Raw genomic sequence first — 20,068 nt, forward strand, 5'->3', positions numbered from 1 at the left:
GGAACTCAGATTTGGGTTTCCAGATTTAAAGGACTAAAACGACAGGACGTGTTTGATTTTGAAAAATTGGAGGTGTATCAGGAAATGCGGGGGGTGAACTTGAAAGTTTTGAAACACCTGTTTACGCATAAGTCGCTTGATCCATATATCCAGGACCAATTCAAACGCGCCAGCCTTAGTGCCCTGCTCAACCTGGCCGAAGGAACCGGCCGCATGACGAGCCCCGACAAGAAAAAATTTTACATCACGGCGCGTTCATCGGTTTTTGAATGTGTCGCGATCCTACAGATCATGCTTGATACCGACCTCGTGGAAAAAAGCTTCTACGATGATTTATACGCTGGCTTTGAAAAGGTGTCCAGAATGCTGCTGGGAATGATTCGTTCCCTGGAGTAAACTGGTGGCTTTTCAAATCTAGAGAACGGGCAACCACCGAGGGTTGCCCCAACACACCCACACTCATCAAACGAAGTTTGATGAACACACTCACACTCACACACTATTTTCGGGATGTGGCGCAGCCCGGTAGCGCACACGCCTGGGGGGCGTGGGGCCGCAGGTTCAAATCCTGTCATCCCGACAACACAAAGGCGTAATTATCTGATTTTCAGATTTTTATGCCTTTTTTTTATTTAGTCTAGCTTTTATTTGTTCCATTTACCCCACCAAAAACAAAGTATAACCTCTATTCAAAACCAACAACCTTCAAAACCAAAAGACACTACGCTTTTAGGAAGTAAACAATAAAAGCCCTCACCTCTTCCCAATTTCCACCACCACCCTTTGATAACTCGTCAACGCTGGAACCCCATTATCCGTCACCTCCAATATCAAATGTATCGTCTGTCCTCCCTTTACATCTTCAGGTATTTCAAGTTCCGCCTGCAAAGCATTGAAATTGTTGATGGTCACTTTTCCTGTATAAGTTCCAGCAGGCATTTGCCACCACTTTACCGAGACCTCATTGCCATCAGGATCGGAGGCCAATCCGTGCAACTTTACTTTTTGCTTGGCAGACGCGATGATTTTTTGTGGGCTTATGATGTTCACTTTCGGTTCGTGGTTAGCATCCTTGAAAATCGGCGTTACCGACCACTTCAAACGAGCCGCAAAACTATTTTGAGCCTGTGGGAATAAATCAGGGAAGGGAACATCCGCATTCGCTCCGCTTGAATTTCTGGTACTCAATGCATTGGCCATGTCATCGGCTGTACCATCAGCAGAGAACATTGCCAGAGCAGCACGTTGCGCGTCGCTGCTTGCGCGGCCACCCCAGCCGCCGTATTCGCCGCTTTCCCAGGCTCTCAGGCCATTGCCCAGCATGTTCATAAAGGTGGCATTGTCGCCTTCTCCCAGCCAGGAACCCTTCTCTTGCGGAGGCATCCAGACAAAATAGCCCATTTTTTTCAACTCATCCGTGCTGTAACCCGAAAGCCCGAAGTAATCCACTTTGTCCCCTTTTACCATCTGCTTGCCATCACCCCAAACCCGGTATAGTTTGCCCATGGCTCCTCGGTCCAAAATGTTGGCTTTCATCCAGGATGTCGTTAATAAAGGAGCGTTTACTTCGCTGGCTCTGATCTGGGCACCGTATCCGTAATGCGGGCTCTCGCGAAAGGAGCGTTGTTCTATTCCAGGCCAGTTTGGGATAATGTAAGTTGCGATCGTATTGTCCTGGTCGCCGGAAGGCAACAAGACTACTTTTCGATTGATCTTGTTTTTGATGGCTTCCCACTCGGTAGTCATTTCATATTTGTCCTGAATGGATTTCAAAGCCCGGGCAATCGTGCTGGCTCCGCCCCAGGCGGTAATGAATAATTTGCCGGGTTCATTGTCGAGGATAGCCGATTTTATCAATTCTGAACCCGGGGTATCTTTAGCATAATCGCCATCAAATTCGATATTTCCATACCTGATTTTTGATTTCAAATAATCCGGGCTAGGGTATCCGGGGTTGTGGATTTTAAGGTTGAGGTAGCTTTTTTCATAAGCTTCGACAATATCGTGAATAAAGCGTTCACCTTCTGCCCAGCGCCAGGAAGTGCAGGGGCACTCGTTCATTTTGAAGCGGTCGTATTCCCTGCCCGGCACAAACCAACGGGTTCCTTTTCCATCTCCTTTCCAGTGGAACTGGCTGCTCGCACAAATTAAGCCCTCAATGTCCAGCTCTGAACTGTACATCATAAACCTGATGAGAGAATTGTTGTCGTCCAGTTCGGGATCAGCAGTGACAATGATTCGAGGTTTGGTTTCTTTGTTTGTTGACTGTGCTGTAAGGTTTTTCGGCAAGGGCAGCGTCAGCACAAGCATCAGGATAGAAATTAGAAAAGCTTTGCCAATTCCTGGTGGTACTGTTGTCATACTAGTTTTTTATCTGTATTGAAGAAACAAAGATTTCATTTTACCATTCACTAATTTCGAAAATAAATGAAAACTTTTGATGCATTTATTTTTTTTATTTTCGTTTGATATTTTTTTTGTGGAACCAAAAAAATGTAGCTCGAGCTTACAGCTCCTATCTCTCCAAATTTTAATTTTTTATCGTAACTTCACCACACCCTTACCCACTTTAGCACTCATTCAACACGCTCATCTCCATGCCAGAATCCATCATATCCCCATTCGGCCTTTCCGCCACGGCCCTCCTGATCTACTTCATTTTTGTCAATCTTCGGCATGGATCCAAGGCGACCAAACCCGAGATACGGGTCAATCAGGTCATCGCTGGACTGCCTTTGGTCATAGCGGTTTTTTTCGCCCTCTTACAGGCCTGGTACCTGATTCTGATTCAAATGCTCATCGCTTATCTGTTGATTTTTACCAGCTTAGGCCATGACATCATGGCCCTTCTGCTCAACAACCCGGCGTGGTACGTTGCCTGGCTGAGTGGCGTGATGTTGCTCATTTTCGCCTTGACCATCTGGCTGATTCCCTGGCACCTGCTGGATGTAGGGACGTATCGGGACTTGCGGCGCAATCGGGCTTACCTGGTGGTTTTGCGTTTTTTAGGTTTTTTCACCTTTGTGGTCTTCCTACTGAGTATTTATGCGCTCGACCAGGGTTGGGAGAATTTTCCCGGTGGTTTGTTCTGGGCCTGTTTGGGGCTGGCTTTTGTGGGTTATTGGGTCTTGGAGATAGCCATCGACGAATGTTACATCGCTCAGACCTTGTATTGGTTTTTGTTCCTTGCTGCTGTATTGTATGTTGAAATTTCAGATCCCAGCCTGCACTACGGGTGGTTCAAATGGGTGACTATTTTTTGGGCCTTGTTTTTTTGGACCATCACCGGCCCGGCTCCTGGATTTCACAAAAAGAAGGAAAACGAAGAAGCTTCGCTCGATGTAGTCCTCCATAAAAAGAGAGGGACAGTAGTCGGATTCTTTTTGCAGTGGATCAAACAATTTCAATCCATACAAACCTGGTTAGGGCTACGCATTGGCAAAATTGCGGTGGGAATGGATACCAAATTCAACCCCAAAAGCAACATCAAGGATGAAGCGAAAGACTTGGCAAAAAATCCAAAGGAACGGCTGAACGCCTACCGATTTTACGGCAACCGTTTTTCTTACCGGGTTTTGTTTATCACAACTCTGGCACTAGCATTGTTGGGGATTTATTTGCCCAATCTGGAGCCCATTTCGCCCATTGTTTTTGTGTACACCGGCATGGGCTTTTTGTTGATCCTGGTCGATTACATGTACTACACGGGTAGGCGGGTGGTCGCTTTTGCCACCAATCCCCCCAATACGGCAGAGCTGAATCCCAATTTTCTCCAAAAATTTTTCTTGAAAATCAATTGGCCAAACTCGGCCAAGCTGTTCTGCAGCTTCAGACTAAACCTGATTGCTTATGTTTTTTGGGTCGTTGCCGTGTTTGTACTCTTCTTTGCGTCCAACGCATACAATGCCCAGTACAATTTATTGGAAAAAAAGCCCCGGCCAGAACGCCTGAGTTTCCACCAATACCTGGATCAATGGACCGAAGCCAGGCGGGATTCCCTGGAAAATCCGGCCACAAAAAGTTATTCCATATTCATTTTTTCCGGTGAGGGCGGCGGCTCAAGGGCCGGGTATTGGTCTTCGAGTTGTTTGCTAGGGCTGGATAGCTTACTCGAACTTGACCTCAAGCAGCACACCTTAGCCATCAGTGCAGTATCGGGCAGTTCGCCGGGCACCGTAGCCGCTCTGGCCTGGTGGGAGCGTGGAAGCAGGCTTGACTATCAAGCGTACTGCATGGAGATTTACAAGCACAATTTCATCAGTTCGGGCCTTGCCGGCAATGTGTTTGGCGCTACCCTGCGCAAATTTTTGCGCTTTTTTTATTTTAAAAACCGCAACATCCGTTTGTGCGAAGAAGAAGGTGCCGCCATTGAACGGGCCCTGAACGGGGGCAAAACACCTGGCGAATCCGTTCTTTCTTCGCTATACGCTAAAGATCAATTCGCTTGGAGTTCTTTCAGCGGGTTGTATCAAGGCCAGAATCAACGCTGGCGAACCGACCTGCCTTTGTTTTTCTCCAATTCTACCCACGTACAAACCGGGCGCAGGGTGCTGATCAATCCGGTGATCAACCTTTCTGCCGAGCAACGCTTCATCAATGTCATTGATTTGTGCAAAAGGATGGAAGACAGTACCAAGCAGGAATTGGCCCTGGTGCATGCCGCTAATCTGTCGGAGCTGTTCCCTTTTATGTCTGCCAGCGCACACATCCCCAAACTGGGCAACTACGCCGACGCGAGTTATTGCGAAAATTATGGCCTCAAATCCGCTTTCGAAATTTACCAGGCTTGCCAGGATTGGAAAAACAGCAAAGCACAGGATCCCCTGGCCGCCAAATGCAATTTTTACGTGGTCGCATTGATGAATACGCACCCAACTTTTTCCGCCAACTCGCCCAATTTGCCCATGGAAAAAAGCATTCCAAGTGAAACCCTGGCCCCTTTGATCGCCATCGGCAATGTGGTATTGAGCAATAACCCCTTCAGCACCAGGGAAGAAATCAAGTCCGTTTTGCCCAACCATGCTTACCATGAAATGATTTTGAATCGTTCCAACTTACCGCTGACAAGGGTATTGACGAAAAAAAACATGCGGACGATGGATAGCATCAGGGTTCGGGAGTTGAAAGGGTTTCAGGAGTGGTATGGGGGGTCGCTGGGTTATTGATGGAGTTCGGGCCGTACTACTACTTTTGCTCGAAGAAAATGAATAGCCCTTGGCTTTACCCGACCAAGAGGGGCAATCCCAATCCACGCGCTAAAGCACGTGGCAATTCATGTCCTCCGAGCAAAATGTCCAGTTGTCAGGAGCTTCGTATCTATGGAGAAAAAGTTTAGTTAAGGGATAAGATTTTGCCGACGAATCCCTTGCATATCCCCCAATTTTTTCCCATCTTCAACCTACACATTAGCACCACCTATGATCAATCGCCGCACCTTCCTCCAGCAATCCGCCCTGCTCAGCATGGCTGCACCCTTTTTATCCAAAATGACCATTGCACCCGCTGCCCCCCTGGAAGTCCACGTCTTTTCCAAGCACCTCCAATTTTTGAATTACGCCGAAATGGCCACCGCGGCTGCAGACCTTGGTTTCAGCGGCATCGACCTCACCGTGCGCCCCGGTGGGCATGTAGAACCAGCAGCCGTCGCCCAACAATTGCCCCGGGCCATTGAAGCCATTCGCCAAAAAGGGCTATTGTCTACACTGATGGTGACGGCAATCAACCATTTGCGCGATCCCCTCCATCAAACCGTATTGGAAACTGCTGCCCAGCAAGGCATCAAACATTATCGACTGGGCTGGTACCAATACCCAGATCAATTGCCTCTTCCTGAAGCTTTGGAAAAAATGCAGAAGGACATGCAAGCCCTGGCCAAATTGAACAAAAAACTAGGTTTAAAAGGGTCTTACCAGAATCACTCCGGCCTGTATGTCGGGGCATCCATCTGGGAGGTTTGGGAGTTGTTGGAGCACACCGCACCGGGCATCATGGGTTGCCAATACGACATCCGCCACGCCTGGGTGGAAGGTGGGCAATCCTGGCCAACCGGACTACGGCTCATCCATTCCCGCATCAATACGTTAGCCATTAAAGATTTTGTGTGGGAAAAAACGGCCAAAGGCTGGCAAGTCACCAATGTGCCCATTGGAACCGGGATGGTGGACTTTAAAACCTATTTCGGTTTGCTCAAAAAGTACAACATCCAGGTACCCGTTTCACTGCATTTTGAATACGACCTGGGCGGCGCTGAACACGGCAACAAAGACCTGGATGAGGCCACCAGACGGAAAGTATACGCCGCTATGCGTCGGGATTTGGAGCGGTTGCAACAATTGTGGCAGGAAGCATAAGTTGATAAAATTCCTAATTTTTCTTCTTCCGGTTCTCCCACTGTTTTCCGTACTTCTTCTTCTTCTCCGCCACGTAATCCCGTTTCACATTCACCTTTTTATTCTTGTCCGATTTTTCATGAAAAGCAGCCCCAACATTTTTCTTCTGGGTGGTTTTCACCATAATCGTTTTCATGTTGATTTGTGGTTGCTCTTCGGGCAGCAGCTGTTCGGATAGCACCAAATCTTCCGGCAAGGGCAACTCAGGAATGGCGAAACTCATCAATTCCTCCGTGGCAGCCAGCAGTTCCATTTCTTTAGGGGTAACGAAGGAGATGGAGATACCTTTTTTATCCACCCGGCCGGTACGGCCAATGCGGTGGATGTAGTTTTCGGCGGTATCGGGCATGTCAAAATTGAACACGTGGCTCACTTCAGACACATCGAGGCCGCGGGCAATCACGTCGGTAGCAATCAGTACCCGGCATTCACCCGCTTGGAAGGCATTGACGGCGGCAAAACGTGCAGGTTGCGATTTGTTGGAGTGGATGACTTTCACCTTGAGGCTCCATTCCTCGTCCAGGGATTCAAAAATGCGGTCGGCCAGGCTCTTGGTGGAGGTAAACACCAACACCTTGTTCATCTCAGGGTTGTTGAGCAGCAACAAGCGGAGCAGGTTCATCTTGCTGTAAAAGTTGGGCACGGAGTAGCGGCTTTGGTCGATGTTGCTTAGGGGAGTGCCCATGGGGGCAGCTTCAATGCGCACCAGCTCCGGAAAATAATTATCGATCAAATCGCTGACCTCTTCGGTGAGGGTGGCCGAAAACAGCAGGTTCTGGCGTCGATCAGGCAGGGCGTCGAAGATGTTTTTGAGTTGGGCGCGGAAGCCCAGATTCAACATCTCGTCAAATTCGTCAATGACCAGTTTTTTGATACTCTGGCCTTTAAAAGCACCGAGCAGCAGCAAGTCGTTCAATCGACCGGGTGTACCCACCAACACATCCGCACCTTCCATCACCTGAGCAGCCTGGGGTTTGAGGTTCACGCCCCCGTATACACCCACAGCCACGAGGCTCATGTATTTGCTCAGCTTTTCGATTTGTTCCACCACTTGCACCACGAGTTCGCGGGTCGGCACAATGATCAGCAGCTGAGGTGTTTTTTTCTTGGCAAATTGGTATTGTCGCAGGCAGGGCAGCAGGTAAGCAAAGGTTTTACCTGTACCCGTTTGGGCCAGGCCGCACACATCTTTGCCCGCCATGATGACTGCAAAAGCCTTGGCCTGAATGGTAGTGGGTGTGCTCAAACCCAGGTCTTCCAGTGCATTCAGGAGTGGTTTATTAAGATTTAAATCATTAAAAGTCATAAGCCTGCGATAATTTGGCCGCAAAGGTAGGCTTAAACGGGGATTCTTTTATGGAAAAATAGAGAAAGTTGAGGGCGTATAATTTCTGCACTGTATTTTCACAGTACTTTTATATTTTTCCCATCCAATCGCATCACCAAACCTACACCATGAGAGCTATCATACTGTTCCTATTACTCAGCGTCAATCTTTTTGCCCAAAAACCCTCTACCCTACCCCGCAGTACCCCCGAAGCGGAAGGCGTTTCTTCGCAGGGCATCATCAATTTTTTAGACGCCGCTAAAGCCAGCAAACACGAGTTTCACAGCATTATGATCCTCCGCCACGGCAAGGTCATCGCCGAGGGTTGGTGGAATCCCTACCGCCCGGAACTCAAACATACCATGTATTCGGTGAGCAAAAGTTTTACCGCCACCGCTGTTGGTTTCGCAGTGTCGGAAAAACTCCTGAGTGTCAACGATAAAGTCGTCTCTTTTTTTCCCGACGATTTACCCGCCAACATCAGCCCCAACCTGGCTGAATTGCGCATCAAAGACCTGCTCAGCATGAGTGTAGGCCACGACAAAGACCCGACCGGGCCAGTAGTCGGAGAAAAAAACTGGGTGGAAGCTTTTCTACAAATCCCGATCCCTCATCAGCCGGGCACCAAGTTTGTGTACAATTCGGTAGCCACCTTCATGCTCTCCGCCATTGTACAAAAGGTGACCAAACAAAAAATTCTTGATTACCTACAGCCGCGTTTGTTCGCCCCGCTGGGCATTCAGGGTATCGATTGGGAAGTCAATCCGCAGGGCATCAACGTAGGTGGCTGGGGTTTGCGGCTCAAAACCGAAGACATGGCCAAATTTGGTCAGTTGTTTTTGCAAAAAGGCATGTGGCAAGGCAAACAAATCCTGCCCACAGCCTGGGTGGAAGAAGCCAGCACCATGAAAATTATGCAAAACCCCTCGGCACCCGAAGAGCAGCTAAAGTCCAGTGACTGGCTCCAAGGCTACTGCTACCAAATGTGGCGCAGTCGGCACAATTCCTACCGGGGCGACGGCGCCAACGGCCAGTACATCCTCGTACTACCCGAGCAGGATGCGGTGATCATCACCACCGCCGAAGCACCCGATATGCAGGGGGAAATCAACCTGATTTGGGAACATTTGTTGCCCGCTTTTCAGCCCAAAAAACTGCCTTCTGAACCCAAGGTACTGGCAGCCTTAAAAAGTAAAATTGCAGCACTGGCTCTGCCTTTACCCACAAGTGCCCCCATTGCTGACCGCCAACCAACTTTGGACGGTCGCAGGTTTGGTGTCATTGTTGGTGAAAAAAGTTTGAGTGAAATACGTTTCGATTTCATCAAAAATGTGTGTTACCTCAGCTTGACCACCGACTCGGTTAAACACCAAATCCCATTTGGCTTTGGTAAATGGGAACGGAGTAGCACGACCAAATTAGGCCCTTATCTCGTAGCGGGTGCCCAGTCCAACCGCGTAGGCATTGGTCCCTACAAAGTGGCGGGTGCTTACACTTGGAAGGACGACAAAACCCTGGAATTGACCCTGCGCTACATCGAAAGTCCACACACCGAAACCATCACCTGCACTTTTGAGGGTGACTATGTGAGCCTGGATTTTCAAAACATTTTCAACCGCAACAACAAACGAGCTGTCGTCAAAGCAGTCCTTGCTTCCAATACCAGCAACCCCGCCCGCCTGATTGTGCGTGGCGACGACATGGGTTATTCCCACTCCGGCAATGAGGCCTTGATTAAGTGTTACCGCGAAGGCATTCAAACTTCCATCGAAGTGATTGTGCCTTCTCCCTGGTTTCCGGAAGCAGTGAAAATGCTGGCACAAAACCCGGGTACCGACGTTGGCCTACATTTTGCGATCACCAGCGAGTGGGACAACATCAAGTGGCGGCCCCTCACCGACGCCCCCAGCTTGCGCAATGCCGATGGTTATTTTTACCCGATGATTTACCCCAATGCCTATTACCCCAACCAATCGGTGATGACCAATGCCTGGAAAATTGAGGACGTGGAAAAGGAGCTACGGGCGCAAATTGAAATGGCCAAAAAATACATCCCCAACCTGAGCCACATCTCCGGCCACATGAACAGCACGGGCTTCGACCCTGCCGTAAAAGCCATGGCGCGCCGGGTAGCTGCCGAATACAAGTTGCCCATGGTGGATGTGGATGCCATGCAGGATCACCAAATCAGCTATACGGGTTTTGAGTTCGGCAAAAAAACCACCGAGCAGCGCATCCAGGGCTTCATCGACATGTTGGACAAACTGGAAGCGGGTAAAACCTACGTCTTCGTGGAACATCCCGGTCTCGACAACGCCGAATTGCGTGCCATTCACCACATTGGTTACGAAGATGTAGCCCAAGGTCGCCAGGATGTGACCACCATTTTTACCAGCGAAAAAGTCAAGGAAGCTTTGGTGAAAAAGGGGATAAAATTGGTGAGTTATCGCGAGGCGTTGAAACGGTGAAACATGGATTTGGCTGTGCCAAATTTTTATTTCACCACGACGTCACGACGAGCACGACGTTTTGCGCTGCGCGCTTTTACGCCTTCGGCGTAGAGTGGCATTAATTAGGAGAACGGAGGACACGGATAAAAGCGGATTAGAACGGATAATTTTTTGGTTACCTAGCATTTATCCGTTCTAATCCGCTTTTATCCGTGTCATCCGTTTTCCTATTGTTGTCGCTTTCAGCTTTAAATGGAGACTTGAGTTTGTTGCGTTGACAGTACCTAACGAAATAAACCTTCAAGGGAACTTTTGTAGCTTTTTTTTGCTTGACAGCGTTTACACACAGCAACCTAAAATGGACTCAATCCCCTTTACCGAACCCGTACTATTTCTGGAGTTTTTTGTCCGGGAAGTCACTTATTACGGAAGCGACCAGTCGGCAAAATTCCCGGCTGGAACGCTGTTTTATCAAGGTGAAAGTCAGGCGCGCAGTGGGCAACTCCCCAGTTTCCGAGAAGCGACTTTTCGAGAAGAACCAAAACCCATTCTTCCCCGAGAAAAGAGTTTTGGGTTTGTGAACGGCCAACCCAGTTTATTGGCTTCCCAAAAGCGACCTTTCCTGGATTGGATCGAAAAAAATCCCCTCGACGCCTTGCTCTGCATCGGACGCGAAGCCTGGATGGAGGATCAATGGGTGCGGGAAAAAGATCGGGAAGCTTTTTCTGTTTTGCACCCAGGGATCAGCCGCTTTACCGACATCGTCAATCAGGCCCCCTTTCGTTTCAATGTTTGGGTGCAGGATGAGGTAGGTACTCTGCTCACCGATTTTCCCAACGCAGAAGTCCGGCAAACCCTGGAAGTGGGCAACACCTATTTGTTCCTCTGCCGTCAGGAGGAATACCTGGATCAGGGGTATCTTGTTAATCCTCATCGCAACCTTGCTTTGTTTGTGAAAAATCATGGGCTGCAGCGGGAGATCAGGTTGGTTTCAAAGGCGGAGTTTGCGGCGCATGATGTGGCAAATTTGTGTACCGAGCCTTGTAAATTAAGGGATCACCGGAAAAGCAGGTTTAAATATTTATTGGGGTAATTCCCCCCGAGTAGACATTTGGCTCGGAGGACATGAATTGCCTCCAGCTTTAGCTGGTGGGTAGCAGTGAACACATTTTTTTGGGCTTTAGCCCTATTGGCAAAGTTGAATTTTGGGCTGAAGCCCACTTAAAAAGGGATGCCTCGATCCACCAGCTGAAGCTGGAGGCAATTCATGTGCTCCGCTTCCAATAAAAAATTGTCCAGTAGCAGTACCATATTCACGATACATGAACCATAACATCAGCACTTATCGCTCCCTGTTGCACCTAATCGACTTGGACAAAACCGACCATGAACTCAAAGTCATTGGCGAACTTTTTTTGAGTGCGATGCGGGACTGGCCATCGGATTCACGCTTGAGTATCCCGGAGTCCATCGCTGTGTTCAAACGCAATTTTGGCGACCCGCTTACGGTGGAAAATACCGCGCGTTACATTGGGCGTGGGCCTGACTGGACCTGGAAAGGGGAAGCGGGAGTCTCCTTGTCCCAAATGATGGAACACGCCCTCAAACACCTCGGCCTGACGGATTTTGACGCCATCATTGAGCTACTGCTGAACCATTATGCCCGGCAATTCCTGCTCAGCGGCACCCAAAAGCCTCTCCGGAGCAGGGGATATACCTACTTCCAGGTCTCCGCTGGAGCCTTGTGCGAGGTGGATCAGGTGCATTGGCAAAACACCATGGCCAGTTATGGCCTGGACACTCAAGACAATACCTGGAGCATCGAAATGCCCTTGAGTACGAACCTTGGTCAGTACCAATTGATCAAAAATTGCATCAATCGACTGGAACCGTTGAAAGTCCAATTGATGGAGGCCAAAGCGGCTTTCCCGGATTTGGAATATGAGGTAAATCTGGTACTTTGGACCAAAGAAGAGAATTTCCGCCTCGACCAGGCTCAAATTCAGTGGCTGAGCGAACTGGGTGCGGGACTGGATGCGGAAGTGTTTCCAATGTAAGGGAATGCTTTTTGAAAAAATCTTATCTTGGGATTTTAAGTATTTTCTACTTTTGCTTGAGTGGGTTAAAATGGTCTCATAGTTCAACGGATAGAATAGGAGTTTCCTAAACTCTAGATACAGGTTCGATTCCTGTTGGGACCACGAAAGATTTGAATTAGATCGTTGTGCTGGTAGACCACCACATTTGCAAGGGCAATTTTTACCACTATCTCCATAACCAATGCGTTTATTATTGATCCCCCCCCAAAAAACTACAAAAACCTCCCCCGATAAGCCTCAATCGTACGTACCGCCTCAGCCTCAGTTTGCCCTTGTGCTTGCAGATAAGCATGCAGCATTTCCAGGAGCCTTTCGGGACTGACATCTACAAGCAGGGCTATTTTCTCCAGAGAAAACTCCTGAAGTACCCAGAGTTTGTGGACAAACACTTGTTTTTCCAGTTCGATACCCTGTTCGATACCTTGCTCAATGCCCTGTTCAATGCCTTTCTCGATGCCTTGTTCGATGCCCTTTTCAATGCCTTCTTCGATACCTTTCAAAAAAAGGCCATCAGTTTCGATGTCATAGTGAATCGTCATGGCTTCCACTTCGGTTTTTACGATGAGTTCCATTTTTCTTAAACGTGATAAAATTAACAATTGTTTTTGACTATTTGTCGCAATGGCAAGCCTATAATGTGATGAAAAAGCGCATAATGCAGCAGGTTTCGCTCAGGCCCAAAAAGCTGGACGCGCGGTAGGCTCCAAAACCTGCGACCGTCGAGCTTGCTGCCACCGGCAGCAGCAAAAGACCGACGAGCGCCCACGCAGTGGCTAGTAAAATGTCAGACAAGAAAGAAAATCTCTGCTAAATCGAACACCCTACCCACCACTGCGTGGGGCGCTCGTCGATCCCAAAATGCTCGCTGCGCGAGCGGGCTCGACGATCGCGGGTGCCTAGATCCTATGCTTAGCCGAGCAGTTCTCCAAAACCTTCCCCAAGCGCCACTTTAAACTCCCCCCACCCCACCCATTAAACTTTTTTTTAATTTCCTTCTCTCTCCCACCCTCTTTGGCATCACTTTTGTAAACGCTAAAGCAGCTTCCAACGTTATCAGGAAGGAATACCGTTCAAAACAACATAGAAAGATGAAGAGGATCAAGTTTTGCCTGACTTGGGTAGGGTTGCTGCTGTTACACGCTGCCTTTGCCCAAACGTTTACCCCCCTGACCATTGAAGTAGAAACCGAAACGGGTTTACTCAGCAATCCCTGGGGCGGTGGGCTCAACTGTCCACAGCTGTCCGAAGCCGATCTCAACCACGATGGGCTCAACGATTTGTACCTCTTTGACCGTACCGCCAACCTGCATCTGGCGTATCGGCGACAAGGCAATCAGTACATCTTTGCGCCCGAGCTGGTGCAAAACTTCCCGGAGCTGACCGAATGGAGCCTGTTGCGCGATTACAATGGCGATGGCATCAGCGACATCCTGGCCTATTCCGACGTACCCGGCATCGATGGCTTGACGGCTTATACCGGATTCTGGCAAGACAACAAACTCGCCTTCAAGCGTTACCCTTTCAAAGGCCCCTTCAACCTGGCCTATTTCCCACTCCGCTCCGGCGGCAATTCCCAGCTGTACATCACCCGCATCGACATCCCCTCCATCGAAGATGTGGATTGTGACTCCGATCTGGACGTCCTGACGTTTAACATTTCGGGGGGCTACATCGAGTTTTACCAGAACCAATCGGTTGAAAGAGGGTATGGCCGCGATAGTATGATTTTCACCCTACAAAGCAATTGCTGGGGTGGCATTTATGAAGATGGCCTCAGTGCCAACATGAACCTGGCTGCCGCGCCCGGGCAATGTTTCCAAAGCAATGGCACTTCAGTCGATTTTCGCCACGCGGGTTCCACCCTCACCACCACCGATGTGGACAACGACGGCGATGTAGACCTTTTTGTAGGCGATGTTTCCTTCAACAACATCAATCTGCTGACCAATGGCGGCACCTGCAAACAAGCCTGGTTCAACAAACAAGATCCCCGCTTCCCGGGCAACGATAAAGGGGTAGACCTGCCCATTTTTCCCGCCGTATACATGGTGGATGTGAATGCCGATGGCAAAAAAGAAGTACTGGTGGCCCCCAATGAGAACAACGGCTCGGAAGATGTCAATGTGTTGTGGTTGTATGAAAATGGCGGCACTAGCCAAAGTCCCGAGTTCAAATTCAAACAAGACAATTTTTTGGTCAAAGACATGATCGACCTGGGCACGGGTGCTTACCCTACCTTTGTGGATTACAATGCCGATGGTTTGATGGATTTGGTGGTGGGCAATGGCGCACGCTTTTTGCCCCAGGGGCAACGTTCCATCGGCCTTCATTTATTTCAAAATGTAGGCACTGCCCAAAAGCCGAAATACCGCCTGGTGGATCGCGACTGGCTGGGCATGAACCAATATAACCGGGAAAATTTTGCCCTAGCCCCTACCTTTGGCGACATGGATGGCGACCAGGATTTGGACGTCATTGTAGGAGCAGAATTTGGTCAATTGTACTACGCCGAAAACACCGCTGGCCCCGGAAAGTCCATGGAATTCGGGCTGTGGCAGGCCAAATACATGGGCATCGACATTGGCCAGGGTGCCATCCCACAAATTGTGGATGTCAACGGTGATAAACTCCCCGATATCGTATTGGGCAATCGCCGGGGCAATGTGAGTTATTTTCAAAATACGGGTACCCTGCAAAAAGCCGCATTTACCGCACTGGACAATGTAGCGCCCAATATTCAGCGCTTGGGCAAAGTGGATGGCACGGCAGAGGGCAATTTTATTGGCTACAGCGCACCCTTGTTTTTCCGCCAAAATCAAAGTCTACGCTTGTTGCTGGGCACCGAGCGCGGCGAACTGCGCCTGTACGACAACATTGACAACAACCTGGCGGGCACCTTCAACATGAGTGACAACAAGTTGGGCGGCATGCGCCTGGGTGGCCGCACCAAAGCCGACCTAGCCGACATCAATGGCGATGGTTTTTTGGACATGGTGGTGGGCAACGCCCGGGGGGGATTGAGCTTGTACAGCACAACTTTCCGCAGCAATCAAACTACGGCGGTACGGGAGCCTCTGGCCAATCGGGCGCTGAATTTGGTGCCGAATCCGGCTAGTGATTGGGTTTCGATTCCTGGTTTGAGTGATGAAGAGGGGATCTTGACCGTTTTTGACATGGCCGGGCGGCAGGTGATGCAGCAAAACATCAATCGTTATACCAATGAAATTCAAATCCGGGATTGGACGCCCGGGGTGTATGTGTTCAGACTGAGCACGGAAGGAAAGGTATTTAGTGGGAAGTTGGTGAAGCGGTCAGAATAATTGAGCACCCCGACCTGAGGTGACTCTTAAGTGTCTTAGGTTTCTTAGGTGGTTCAAAAAAATATGGCGCTAAGATTTAAAGCACATTTTTTGAACCACCTAAGAAACCTAAGACACCAAAGAAGCACTTTAGAAGTTTCTAGCTGAGCAGTATTGATATAGGATCAAATGGGCCTCATCGCATTAAGCTAAATTCCCCTGCCCCACGGCGATCGTACTCAAGCTCAACTGTCCGTCTACCAATTCCACCACCAAACTGAACTGCGTCAAATCGAGCAGTAACCATTCCAATTGACTAACCGGAGCTTCAGGAGCGTGACCCGCTTCCTCACTTGCCCCCAAATTGGCCGTCATCGTCATCAAGGTATTTTTGCTCAAGGTTAAATCCACCGAACCTAGCTTCATTTTTCCACCACCCGCCATTGCGGACGCACTCGAGCTTGGGAACAGCGGCGTCAGCACAATGGACAATACCTGTGCATTGACATCAAAAACGACATTGAAATGGGCTTGTGCGGGATCCAAAAGAGTGGTACGCAGCAATAAATCGGGTGATAATGGCCCCACTGGAGCAATATTTAAACCTGTTCCTTGTGGGCTGATGAGCAGGCCGGTACTCAGGTCAAAAGTTTGAACCTGTCCTTGTTCATCCATCAGAAACAACTTGCCCGTAGCGGGCTCAAGGATAATATGGTTTTTCATGTTTAGGTGTTTTAGCTTTGCTATAAACGCAGTTAAGTTATGGAAGAGTATTAATTGATACTCTTCCATAACTTTAATAACCCAATATTTCCAACATTGCTTCAGATGTTTGTTCGGCCTGGTACAAACGATCCACGATGTTTCCCTGTGGGTCTTTGTAAATGAGGATGTGTTTGGGAGAAGGGATCAGACAATGTTTGATGCCCCCATAGCCGCTGATTTGGTCCTGGTACGCACCCGTATGGAAAAATCCTAGGAACAAACGTTCTGGATCACCGTTTTCAAAGGTAGGCAGGTACACCTGAGCCTGGTTGACCTCTGCGTTGTAATAATCTGAATTGTCGCAACTCAAGCCGCCGATGTTCACCCGCTGGTATTCGTTGTACCATTTGTTGATTGGCAGCAAAATGAAACGTTCACCGATGCCCCAAACATCGGGTAAGGTAGTCATCAGCGAATTGTCGATCATGTACCAGCGCTCCGCGTCGTTTTGTTGCTTTTGGTTCAAAACTGAAAAAAGCGTCGCCCCGCTCTCCCCTACCGTGTATTTGCCAAACTCGGTGAAAAGGTCCGGCTCGGGCACTTGTTCTTTCTGACAAGCTTGGAGAATGGTTTTGACAATCTCCTTGATCATGTATTTGTAGTCGAACTCAAAACCCAGTGAGTTGCGGATAGGCATACCCCCACCAATGTTCAGGATTTCCAGGTCTTCCGATTCGCGGCGCAAATTGGCATACAGGCGCACCGCTTTGCGCAATTCACCCCAGTAGTACAAACTGTCTTTGACGCCAGTATCGACAAAAAAGTGCAGCAAGGTGAGTTTAAACTTGGGGTTGTCTTTGATTTTTTCTCTAAAAAAAGGCATCACATCCGAGTTGCGGATGCCCAGGCGGGAGGTATAAAACTCAAAATTGGGTTCCTCTTCCGTAGCTACCCGAATGCCTATTTTGCACTGCCCTTGCATATGCTGGTCGTAATATTCAATCTCATCGATGTTGTCACAAACCGGAATCACGTTTTCAAACCCATCGTGGATCAAATCGATGATGCGTTGTTTGTAGTGATCGGGTTTGAAACCATTGCATACGATGGTGACATTTTTGTCAACCAAGCCCTTTTTGTACAATTTGCGGATCAGGTCGATGTCAAAGGCCGAAGAGGTTTCCAATTGCACATCGTGTTTAAGGGCTTCCTCCAGGATGTAGCTAAAGTGGTTACTTTTGGTACAATAGCAATACTGGTACTTGCCCTTGTAATTGAGCGACTTCATGGCCCGGGTAAACAAATTGCGCGCCTTTTTGATTTGGGCACCAATTTTGGGTAAATAGGTCAGTTTCAGTGGAGTGCCGTATTTTTCAATGAGGTACATCAGAGGTACACCATTGAACACCAAATAACCATTGACATCGATGTCAAACCCTTCTTGTGGAAAATAAAAGGTTTGGTCGATCAGGTCGAAGTATCTGTTGGTTCCGTTCACTTTAGCCAGAGATTTTTAATGGTTGATCAAACATGCTTAAAAAGCGTTGCAAAGCTAAGGAACGGAAATGAAATAAAATTGTAAAGTTGACGCTACCATTTGCACCCATTAATTCTTGTGAAATCGTGTAAATTGTGGCGCTAAAAAAAAAGATACAATGCAGCAAATCGACGCCCTCAATCAAGTGGCAGAATTCCACCGTACCTTCCACCACCCCATCGAAGCCCACCCCGTCATCCCCGCTGAAGCACGCTGCCGCTTGCGGGTAGCCCTGCTGGAAGAAGAAGTTGCCGAGCTAAAATCGGCCATCGCCAAAGGTGACCTCGTTGAAATCGCCGACGCCCTCTGCGACATTCAATACGTGCTCAGCGGGGCTGTGCTGGAGTTTGGTATGGGCGAAAAATTCCGCGAACTCTTCGATGAAGTGCAGCGCTCCAACATGAGTAAAGTGTGCAAAACACTAGGTGAAGCCCAGGCTACTGCCGCATATTACCAGCAGGAACGCGGCGTGGAAAGTTACGTCCGGGAGGTGCCACCCTACTTCCTCGTCTACCGCAAGGATGATGACAAAACTTTAAAATCGATCAATTATTCTCCAGCGAATTTGGAGAAGATTCTTTTATAAAGGTTCCAATCTAGCTGGTTCAAGTCTCCAGACTTGAACCCATATTTTCGCGTCTCTGACGCACGAGCAACGCGAAAAAATCGAGCTAAAACCAAACCACATCAAAACCTGATTTATGAAAAAACCACTCATTTTCCTCCTCCTAGGCTTTAGCCTGTACGTTAGCGCCCAAAAAGCGCCTGAATTTGCCATTGCCCAATCCGAAGTAGAAATTCCCTTGCGCTTTTTGGCCTCGGATGAATTGGGCGGCCGCCGGACAGGTTCCGCAGGCAACTTGATTGCTGCTCGCTACATTGCCGAACACCTTCGGACTTACGGCTATTCTATGGCTCCGGGTCTGAATTCCTACTTCCAGCCCATCGCCTTTCAAGCCAGCACGCCACCCGCTGATGCCAGCTTGATGATTGGCAAAACCGAATACAAGTTCAAAGAAGACTTCATCGTGATGACGGGCGACGCCACCAAGCTCAGCAAACTGGAAGTTGTGTTTGCAGGCAATGGCTGGATCGATGAAAAAACCGGCCAAGACGATTACAAAGGCAAGGATGTCAAAGGTAAACTGGTCGTTGTATTGCCTGGCGCACCGAATGAAACGTCGCCACAAGCCGTTTTTCGGGCCATGTCCAAAAAACGCGACTGGGCTTACGAGCGCGGCGCGGCCGGTTTGATCGAGTTGTACCGTTTGTCGTTTCCCTGGAATTTTTTCACCAGTTATTTTGGCAAAGAAAGCCTGGGCGTAGCGCCCAAAGAAGGCCCCAAAGCCTCCAATAAAATGTTCTATGCCTGGTTGAAAGAAAAAAATACCGTCAGCGACATCAAGGATTTACAGGAAGGCAAAAAGTTGAAGGCCAATCTGAGTAGCTCTGGATTTATGCGGCGGATGGTGCCCAGCCAAAACGTGGTGGGCGTACTCGAAGGCAGCGACCCACAACTCAAAGACGAATACTTGATCATCAGTGCGCACTACGACCACGTGGGCATTGGCAAAGAAGGTGGAGGCGCTTATTCTAAAGAAGACAGCATCTTCAACGGTGCCCGCGACAATGCGATGGGTACCGTGGCCCTGCTCACCGCCGCCAAAGCCCTGGCCTTGCAAAAGCCCAAACGTTCGGTGATCATGCTGGCGGTAACGGGTGAGGAACTGGGCCTGTTGGGCAGTCAATATTACGCCGACAACCCGCTGATTCCCCTCAATAAGTGCATTTTCAACCTCAATACCGACGGGGCAGGTTACAACAGCACCGAACACATCTCGATCATTGGTTGGAGTCGCACGGGCACGGATGCACTGATTGAGCAAGCGGCCAATAGTGTAGGGTTGAAGGTTTTTCCAGAACCCGCTCCTGAACAAAACCTCTTCGACCGCTCCGACAACGTGTCTTTTGCGGTTAAAGGGGTGCCCGCGTTGGATTTCAGCCCCGGTATCACCAAATTTGACGACGTCATCGCCAAATATTACCACCAGGTAGCCGACCAAGCTGAATCAGTAGACCTGCCTTATTTCCTCAAGTATTGCCAGTCCTTTGCCAATCTGGCTCGCCTCATTGCCGACAATGCCCAACGGCCGCAGTGGAAGGCGGGCGATAAGTATGAGAAGGCGGGGATGGAATTGTATAAGAAATAATGAAGTTGAAGGGTTGATGCCTGGGCTACGCGCGGCCACCGGTTGGCGAGCG

Annotated in this window: 14 protein-coding genes and 2 tRNA genes; 11 read left to right on the top strand and 5 right to left on the bottom strand. The window is 49.1% G+C overall.

The genetic code is table 11. From position 1 onward, the window contains the following. Positions 1-48 precede the first annotated feature (48 nt). Both ACEW9O_RS10865 and ACEW9O_RS10870 read left to right on the top strand, forming a co-directional pair. The gene (locus ACEW9O_RS10865) at positions 49-396 is read left to right on the top strand and encodes a four helix bundle protein (RefSeq protein WP_373550186.1); all 348 of its coding nucleotides are present in this window, start codon (positions 49-51) and stop codon (positions 394-396) included. Between the two features lie 110 nt (positions 397-506). Continuing rightward, a tRNA-Pro gene (locus ACEW9O_RS10870) sits at positions 507-580 on the top strand. Positions 581-753: 173 nt separating this feature from the next. Here the strand turns inward: ACEW9O_RS10870 and ACEW9O_RS10875 are convergent. Beyond that, positions 754-2,361 (bottom strand): nucleoside hydrolase-like domain-containing protein, encoded by a 1,608-nt coding sequence (locus ACEW9O_RS10875; RefSeq protein ID WP_373550187.1) that lies wholly within the window; start codon positions 2,359-2,361, stop codon positions 754-756. A 236-nt stretch (positions 2,362-2,597) separates the two neighbouring features. On the opposite strand from ACEW9O_RS10875, the gene ACEW9O_RS10880 reads away from it, so the two are divergent. Together ACEW9O_RS10880 and ACEW9O_RS10885 are read left to right on the top strand one after the other, a co-directional pair. Beyond that, positions 2,598-5,165, top strand: coding sequence for a hypothetical protein (locus ACEW9O_RS10880; protein ID WP_373550188.1), 2,568 nt, complete (start codon positions 2,598-2,600; stop codon positions 5,163-5,165). Between the two features lie 252 nt (positions 5,166-5,417). Next, positions 5,418-6,350, top strand: a complete 933-nt coding sequence (locus tag ACEW9O_RS10885) for a sugar phosphate isomerase/epimerase family protein (RefSeq protein ID WP_373550189.1) — start codon at positions 5,418-5,420, stop codon at positions 6,348-6,350. 13 nt (positions 6,351-6,363) lie between these two features. On the opposite strand, the gene ACEW9O_RS10890 is transcribed toward ACEW9O_RS10885, so the two are convergent. Then, on the bottom strand, positions 6,364-7,695 hold the full coding sequence (locus tag ACEW9O_RS10890) for a DEAD/DEAH box helicase (protein WP_373550190.1): 1,332 nt from the start codon (positions 7,693-7,695) through the stop codon (positions 6,364-6,366). Between the two features lie 149 nt (positions 7,696-7,844). On the opposite strand from ACEW9O_RS10890, the gene ACEW9O_RS10895 reads away from it, so the two are divergent. From ACEW9O_RS10895 to ACEW9O_RS10910, 4 genes are all read left to right on the top strand, one after another. Then, complete coding sequence (locus ACEW9O_RS10895; protein ID WP_373550191.1) at positions 7,845-10,184, top strand: ChbG/HpnK family deacetylase; 2,340 nt, start codon at positions 7,845-7,847, stop codon at positions 10,182-10,184. 340 nt (positions 10,185-10,524) lie between these two features. Next, a complete protein-coding gene (locus ACEW9O_RS10900) occupies positions 10,525-11,259 on the top strand; it encodes a hypothetical protein (protein WP_373550192.1) in 735 nt (244 codons plus the stop codon). A 229-nt stretch (positions 11,260-11,488) separates the two neighbouring features. Continuing rightward, the gene (locus ACEW9O_RS10905) at positions 11,489-12,223 is read left to right on the top strand and encodes a hypothetical protein (RefSeq protein WP_373550193.1); all 735 of its coding nucleotides are present in this window, start codon (positions 11,489-11,491) and stop codon (positions 12,221-12,223) included. Between the two features lie 72 nt (positions 12,224-12,295). Further along, positions 12,296-12,367, top strand: a tRNA-Arg gene (locus tag ACEW9O_RS10910). Positions 12,368-12,477: 110 nt separating this feature from the next. Here ACEW9O_RS10910 and ACEW9O_RS10915 read toward each other — a convergent pair. After that, complete coding sequence (locus ACEW9O_RS10915) at positions 12,478-12,837, bottom strand: hypothetical protein (RefSeq protein ID WP_373550194.1); 360 nt, start codon at positions 12,835-12,837, stop codon at positions 12,478-12,480. Between the two features lie 516 nt (positions 12,838-13,353). Here ACEW9O_RS10915 and ACEW9O_RS10920 point away from each other — a divergent pair. Next, the gene (locus tag ACEW9O_RS10920) at positions 13,354-15,585 is read left to right on the top strand and encodes a T9SS type A sorting domain-containing protein (RefSeq protein WP_373550195.1); all 2,232 of its coding nucleotides are present in this window, start codon (positions 13,354-13,356) and stop codon (positions 15,583-15,585) included. 183 nt (positions 15,586-15,768) lie between these two features. On the opposite strand, the gene ACEW9O_RS10925 is transcribed toward ACEW9O_RS10920, so the two are convergent. Continuing rightward, a complete protein-coding gene (locus tag ACEW9O_RS10925) occupies positions 15,769-16,287 on the bottom strand; it encodes a hypothetical protein (RefSeq protein ID WP_373550196.1) in 519 nt (172 codons plus the stop codon). 73 nt (positions 16,288-16,360) lie between these two features. After that, the gene (locus tag ACEW9O_RS10930; RefSeq protein ID WP_373550197.1) at positions 16,361-17,767 is read right to left on the bottom strand and encodes an arginine decarboxylase; all 1,407 of its coding nucleotides are present in this window, start codon (positions 17,765-17,767) and stop codon (positions 16,361-16,363) included. A 157-nt stretch (positions 17,768-17,924) separates the two neighbouring features. Between ACEW9O_RS10930 and ACEW9O_RS10935 the strand changes: the two genes are divergently transcribed. Both ACEW9O_RS10935 and ACEW9O_RS10940 read left to right on the top strand, forming a co-directional pair. After that, positions 17,925-18,392: a hypothetical protein gene (locus ACEW9O_RS10935; RefSeq protein WP_373550198.1), complete on the top strand. Its 468-nt coding sequence runs from the start codon at positions 17,925-17,927 to the stop codon at positions 18,390-18,392. A 115-nt stretch (positions 18,393-18,507) separates the two neighbouring features. Continuing rightward, positions 18,508-20,016 (top strand): M28 family peptidase, encoded by a 1,509-nt coding sequence (locus ACEW9O_RS10940; protein ID WP_373550199.1) that lies wholly within the window; start codon positions 18,508-18,510, stop codon positions 20,014-20,016. The last annotated feature ends 52 nt before the right edge of the window (positions 20,017-20,068 follow it).

The organism is Haliscomenobacter sp., from assembly GCF_041740695.1.
Taxonomy (GTDB): Bacteria; Bacteroidota; Bacteroidia; order Chitinophagales; family Saprospiraceae; genus Haliscomenobacter.

Bases quoted from the DNA above. Each gene is read 5' to 3' on its own strand.
- ACEW9O_RS10875 (WP_373550187.1), bottom strand. From the start codon at position 2,361: ATGACAACAGTACCACCAGGAATTGGCAAAGCTTTTCTAATTTCTATC.
- ACEW9O_RS10880 (WP_373550188.1), top strand. From the start codon at position 2,598: ATGCCAGAATCCATCATATCCCCATTCGGCCTTTCCGCCACGGCCCTC.
- ACEW9O_RS10885 (WP_373550189.1), top strand. From the start codon at position 5,418: ATGATCAATCGCCGCACCTTCCTCCAGCAATCCGCCCTGCTCAGCATG.
- ACEW9O_RS10890 (WP_373550190.1), bottom strand. From the start codon at position 7,695: ATGACTTTTAATGATTTAAATCTTAATAAACCACTCCTGAATGCACTG.
- ACEW9O_RS10895 (WP_373550191.1), top strand. From the start codon at position 7,845: ATGAGAGCTATCATACTGTTCCTATTACTCAGCGTCAATCTTTTTGCC.
- ACEW9O_RS10900 (WP_373550192.1), top strand. From the start codon at position 10,525: ATGGACTCAATCCCCTTTACCGAACCCGTACTATTTCTGGAGTTTTTT.
- ACEW9O_RS10905 (WP_373550193.1), top strand. From the start codon at position 11,489: ATGAACCATAACATCAGCACTTATCGCTCCCTGTTGCACCTAATCGAC.
- ACEW9O_RS10915 (WP_373550194.1), bottom strand. From the start codon at position 12,837: ATGGAACTCATCGTAAAAACCGAAGTGGAAGCCATGACGATTCACTAT.
- ACEW9O_RS10920 (WP_373550195.1), top strand. From the start codon at position 13,354: ATGAAGAGGATCAAGTTTTGCCTGACTTGGGTAGGGTTGCTGCTGTTA.
- ACEW9O_RS10925 (WP_373550196.1), bottom strand. From the start codon at position 16,287: ATGAAAAACCATATTATCCTTGAGCCCGCTACGGGCAAGTTGTTTCTG.
- ACEW9O_RS10935 (WP_373550198.1), top strand. From the start codon at position 17,925: ATGCAGCAAATCGACGCCCTCAATCAAGTGGCAGAATTCCACCGTACC.
- ACEW9O_RS10940 (WP_373550199.1), top strand. From the start codon at position 18,508: ATGAAAAAACCACTCATTTTCCTCCTCCTAGGCTTTAGCCTGTACGTT.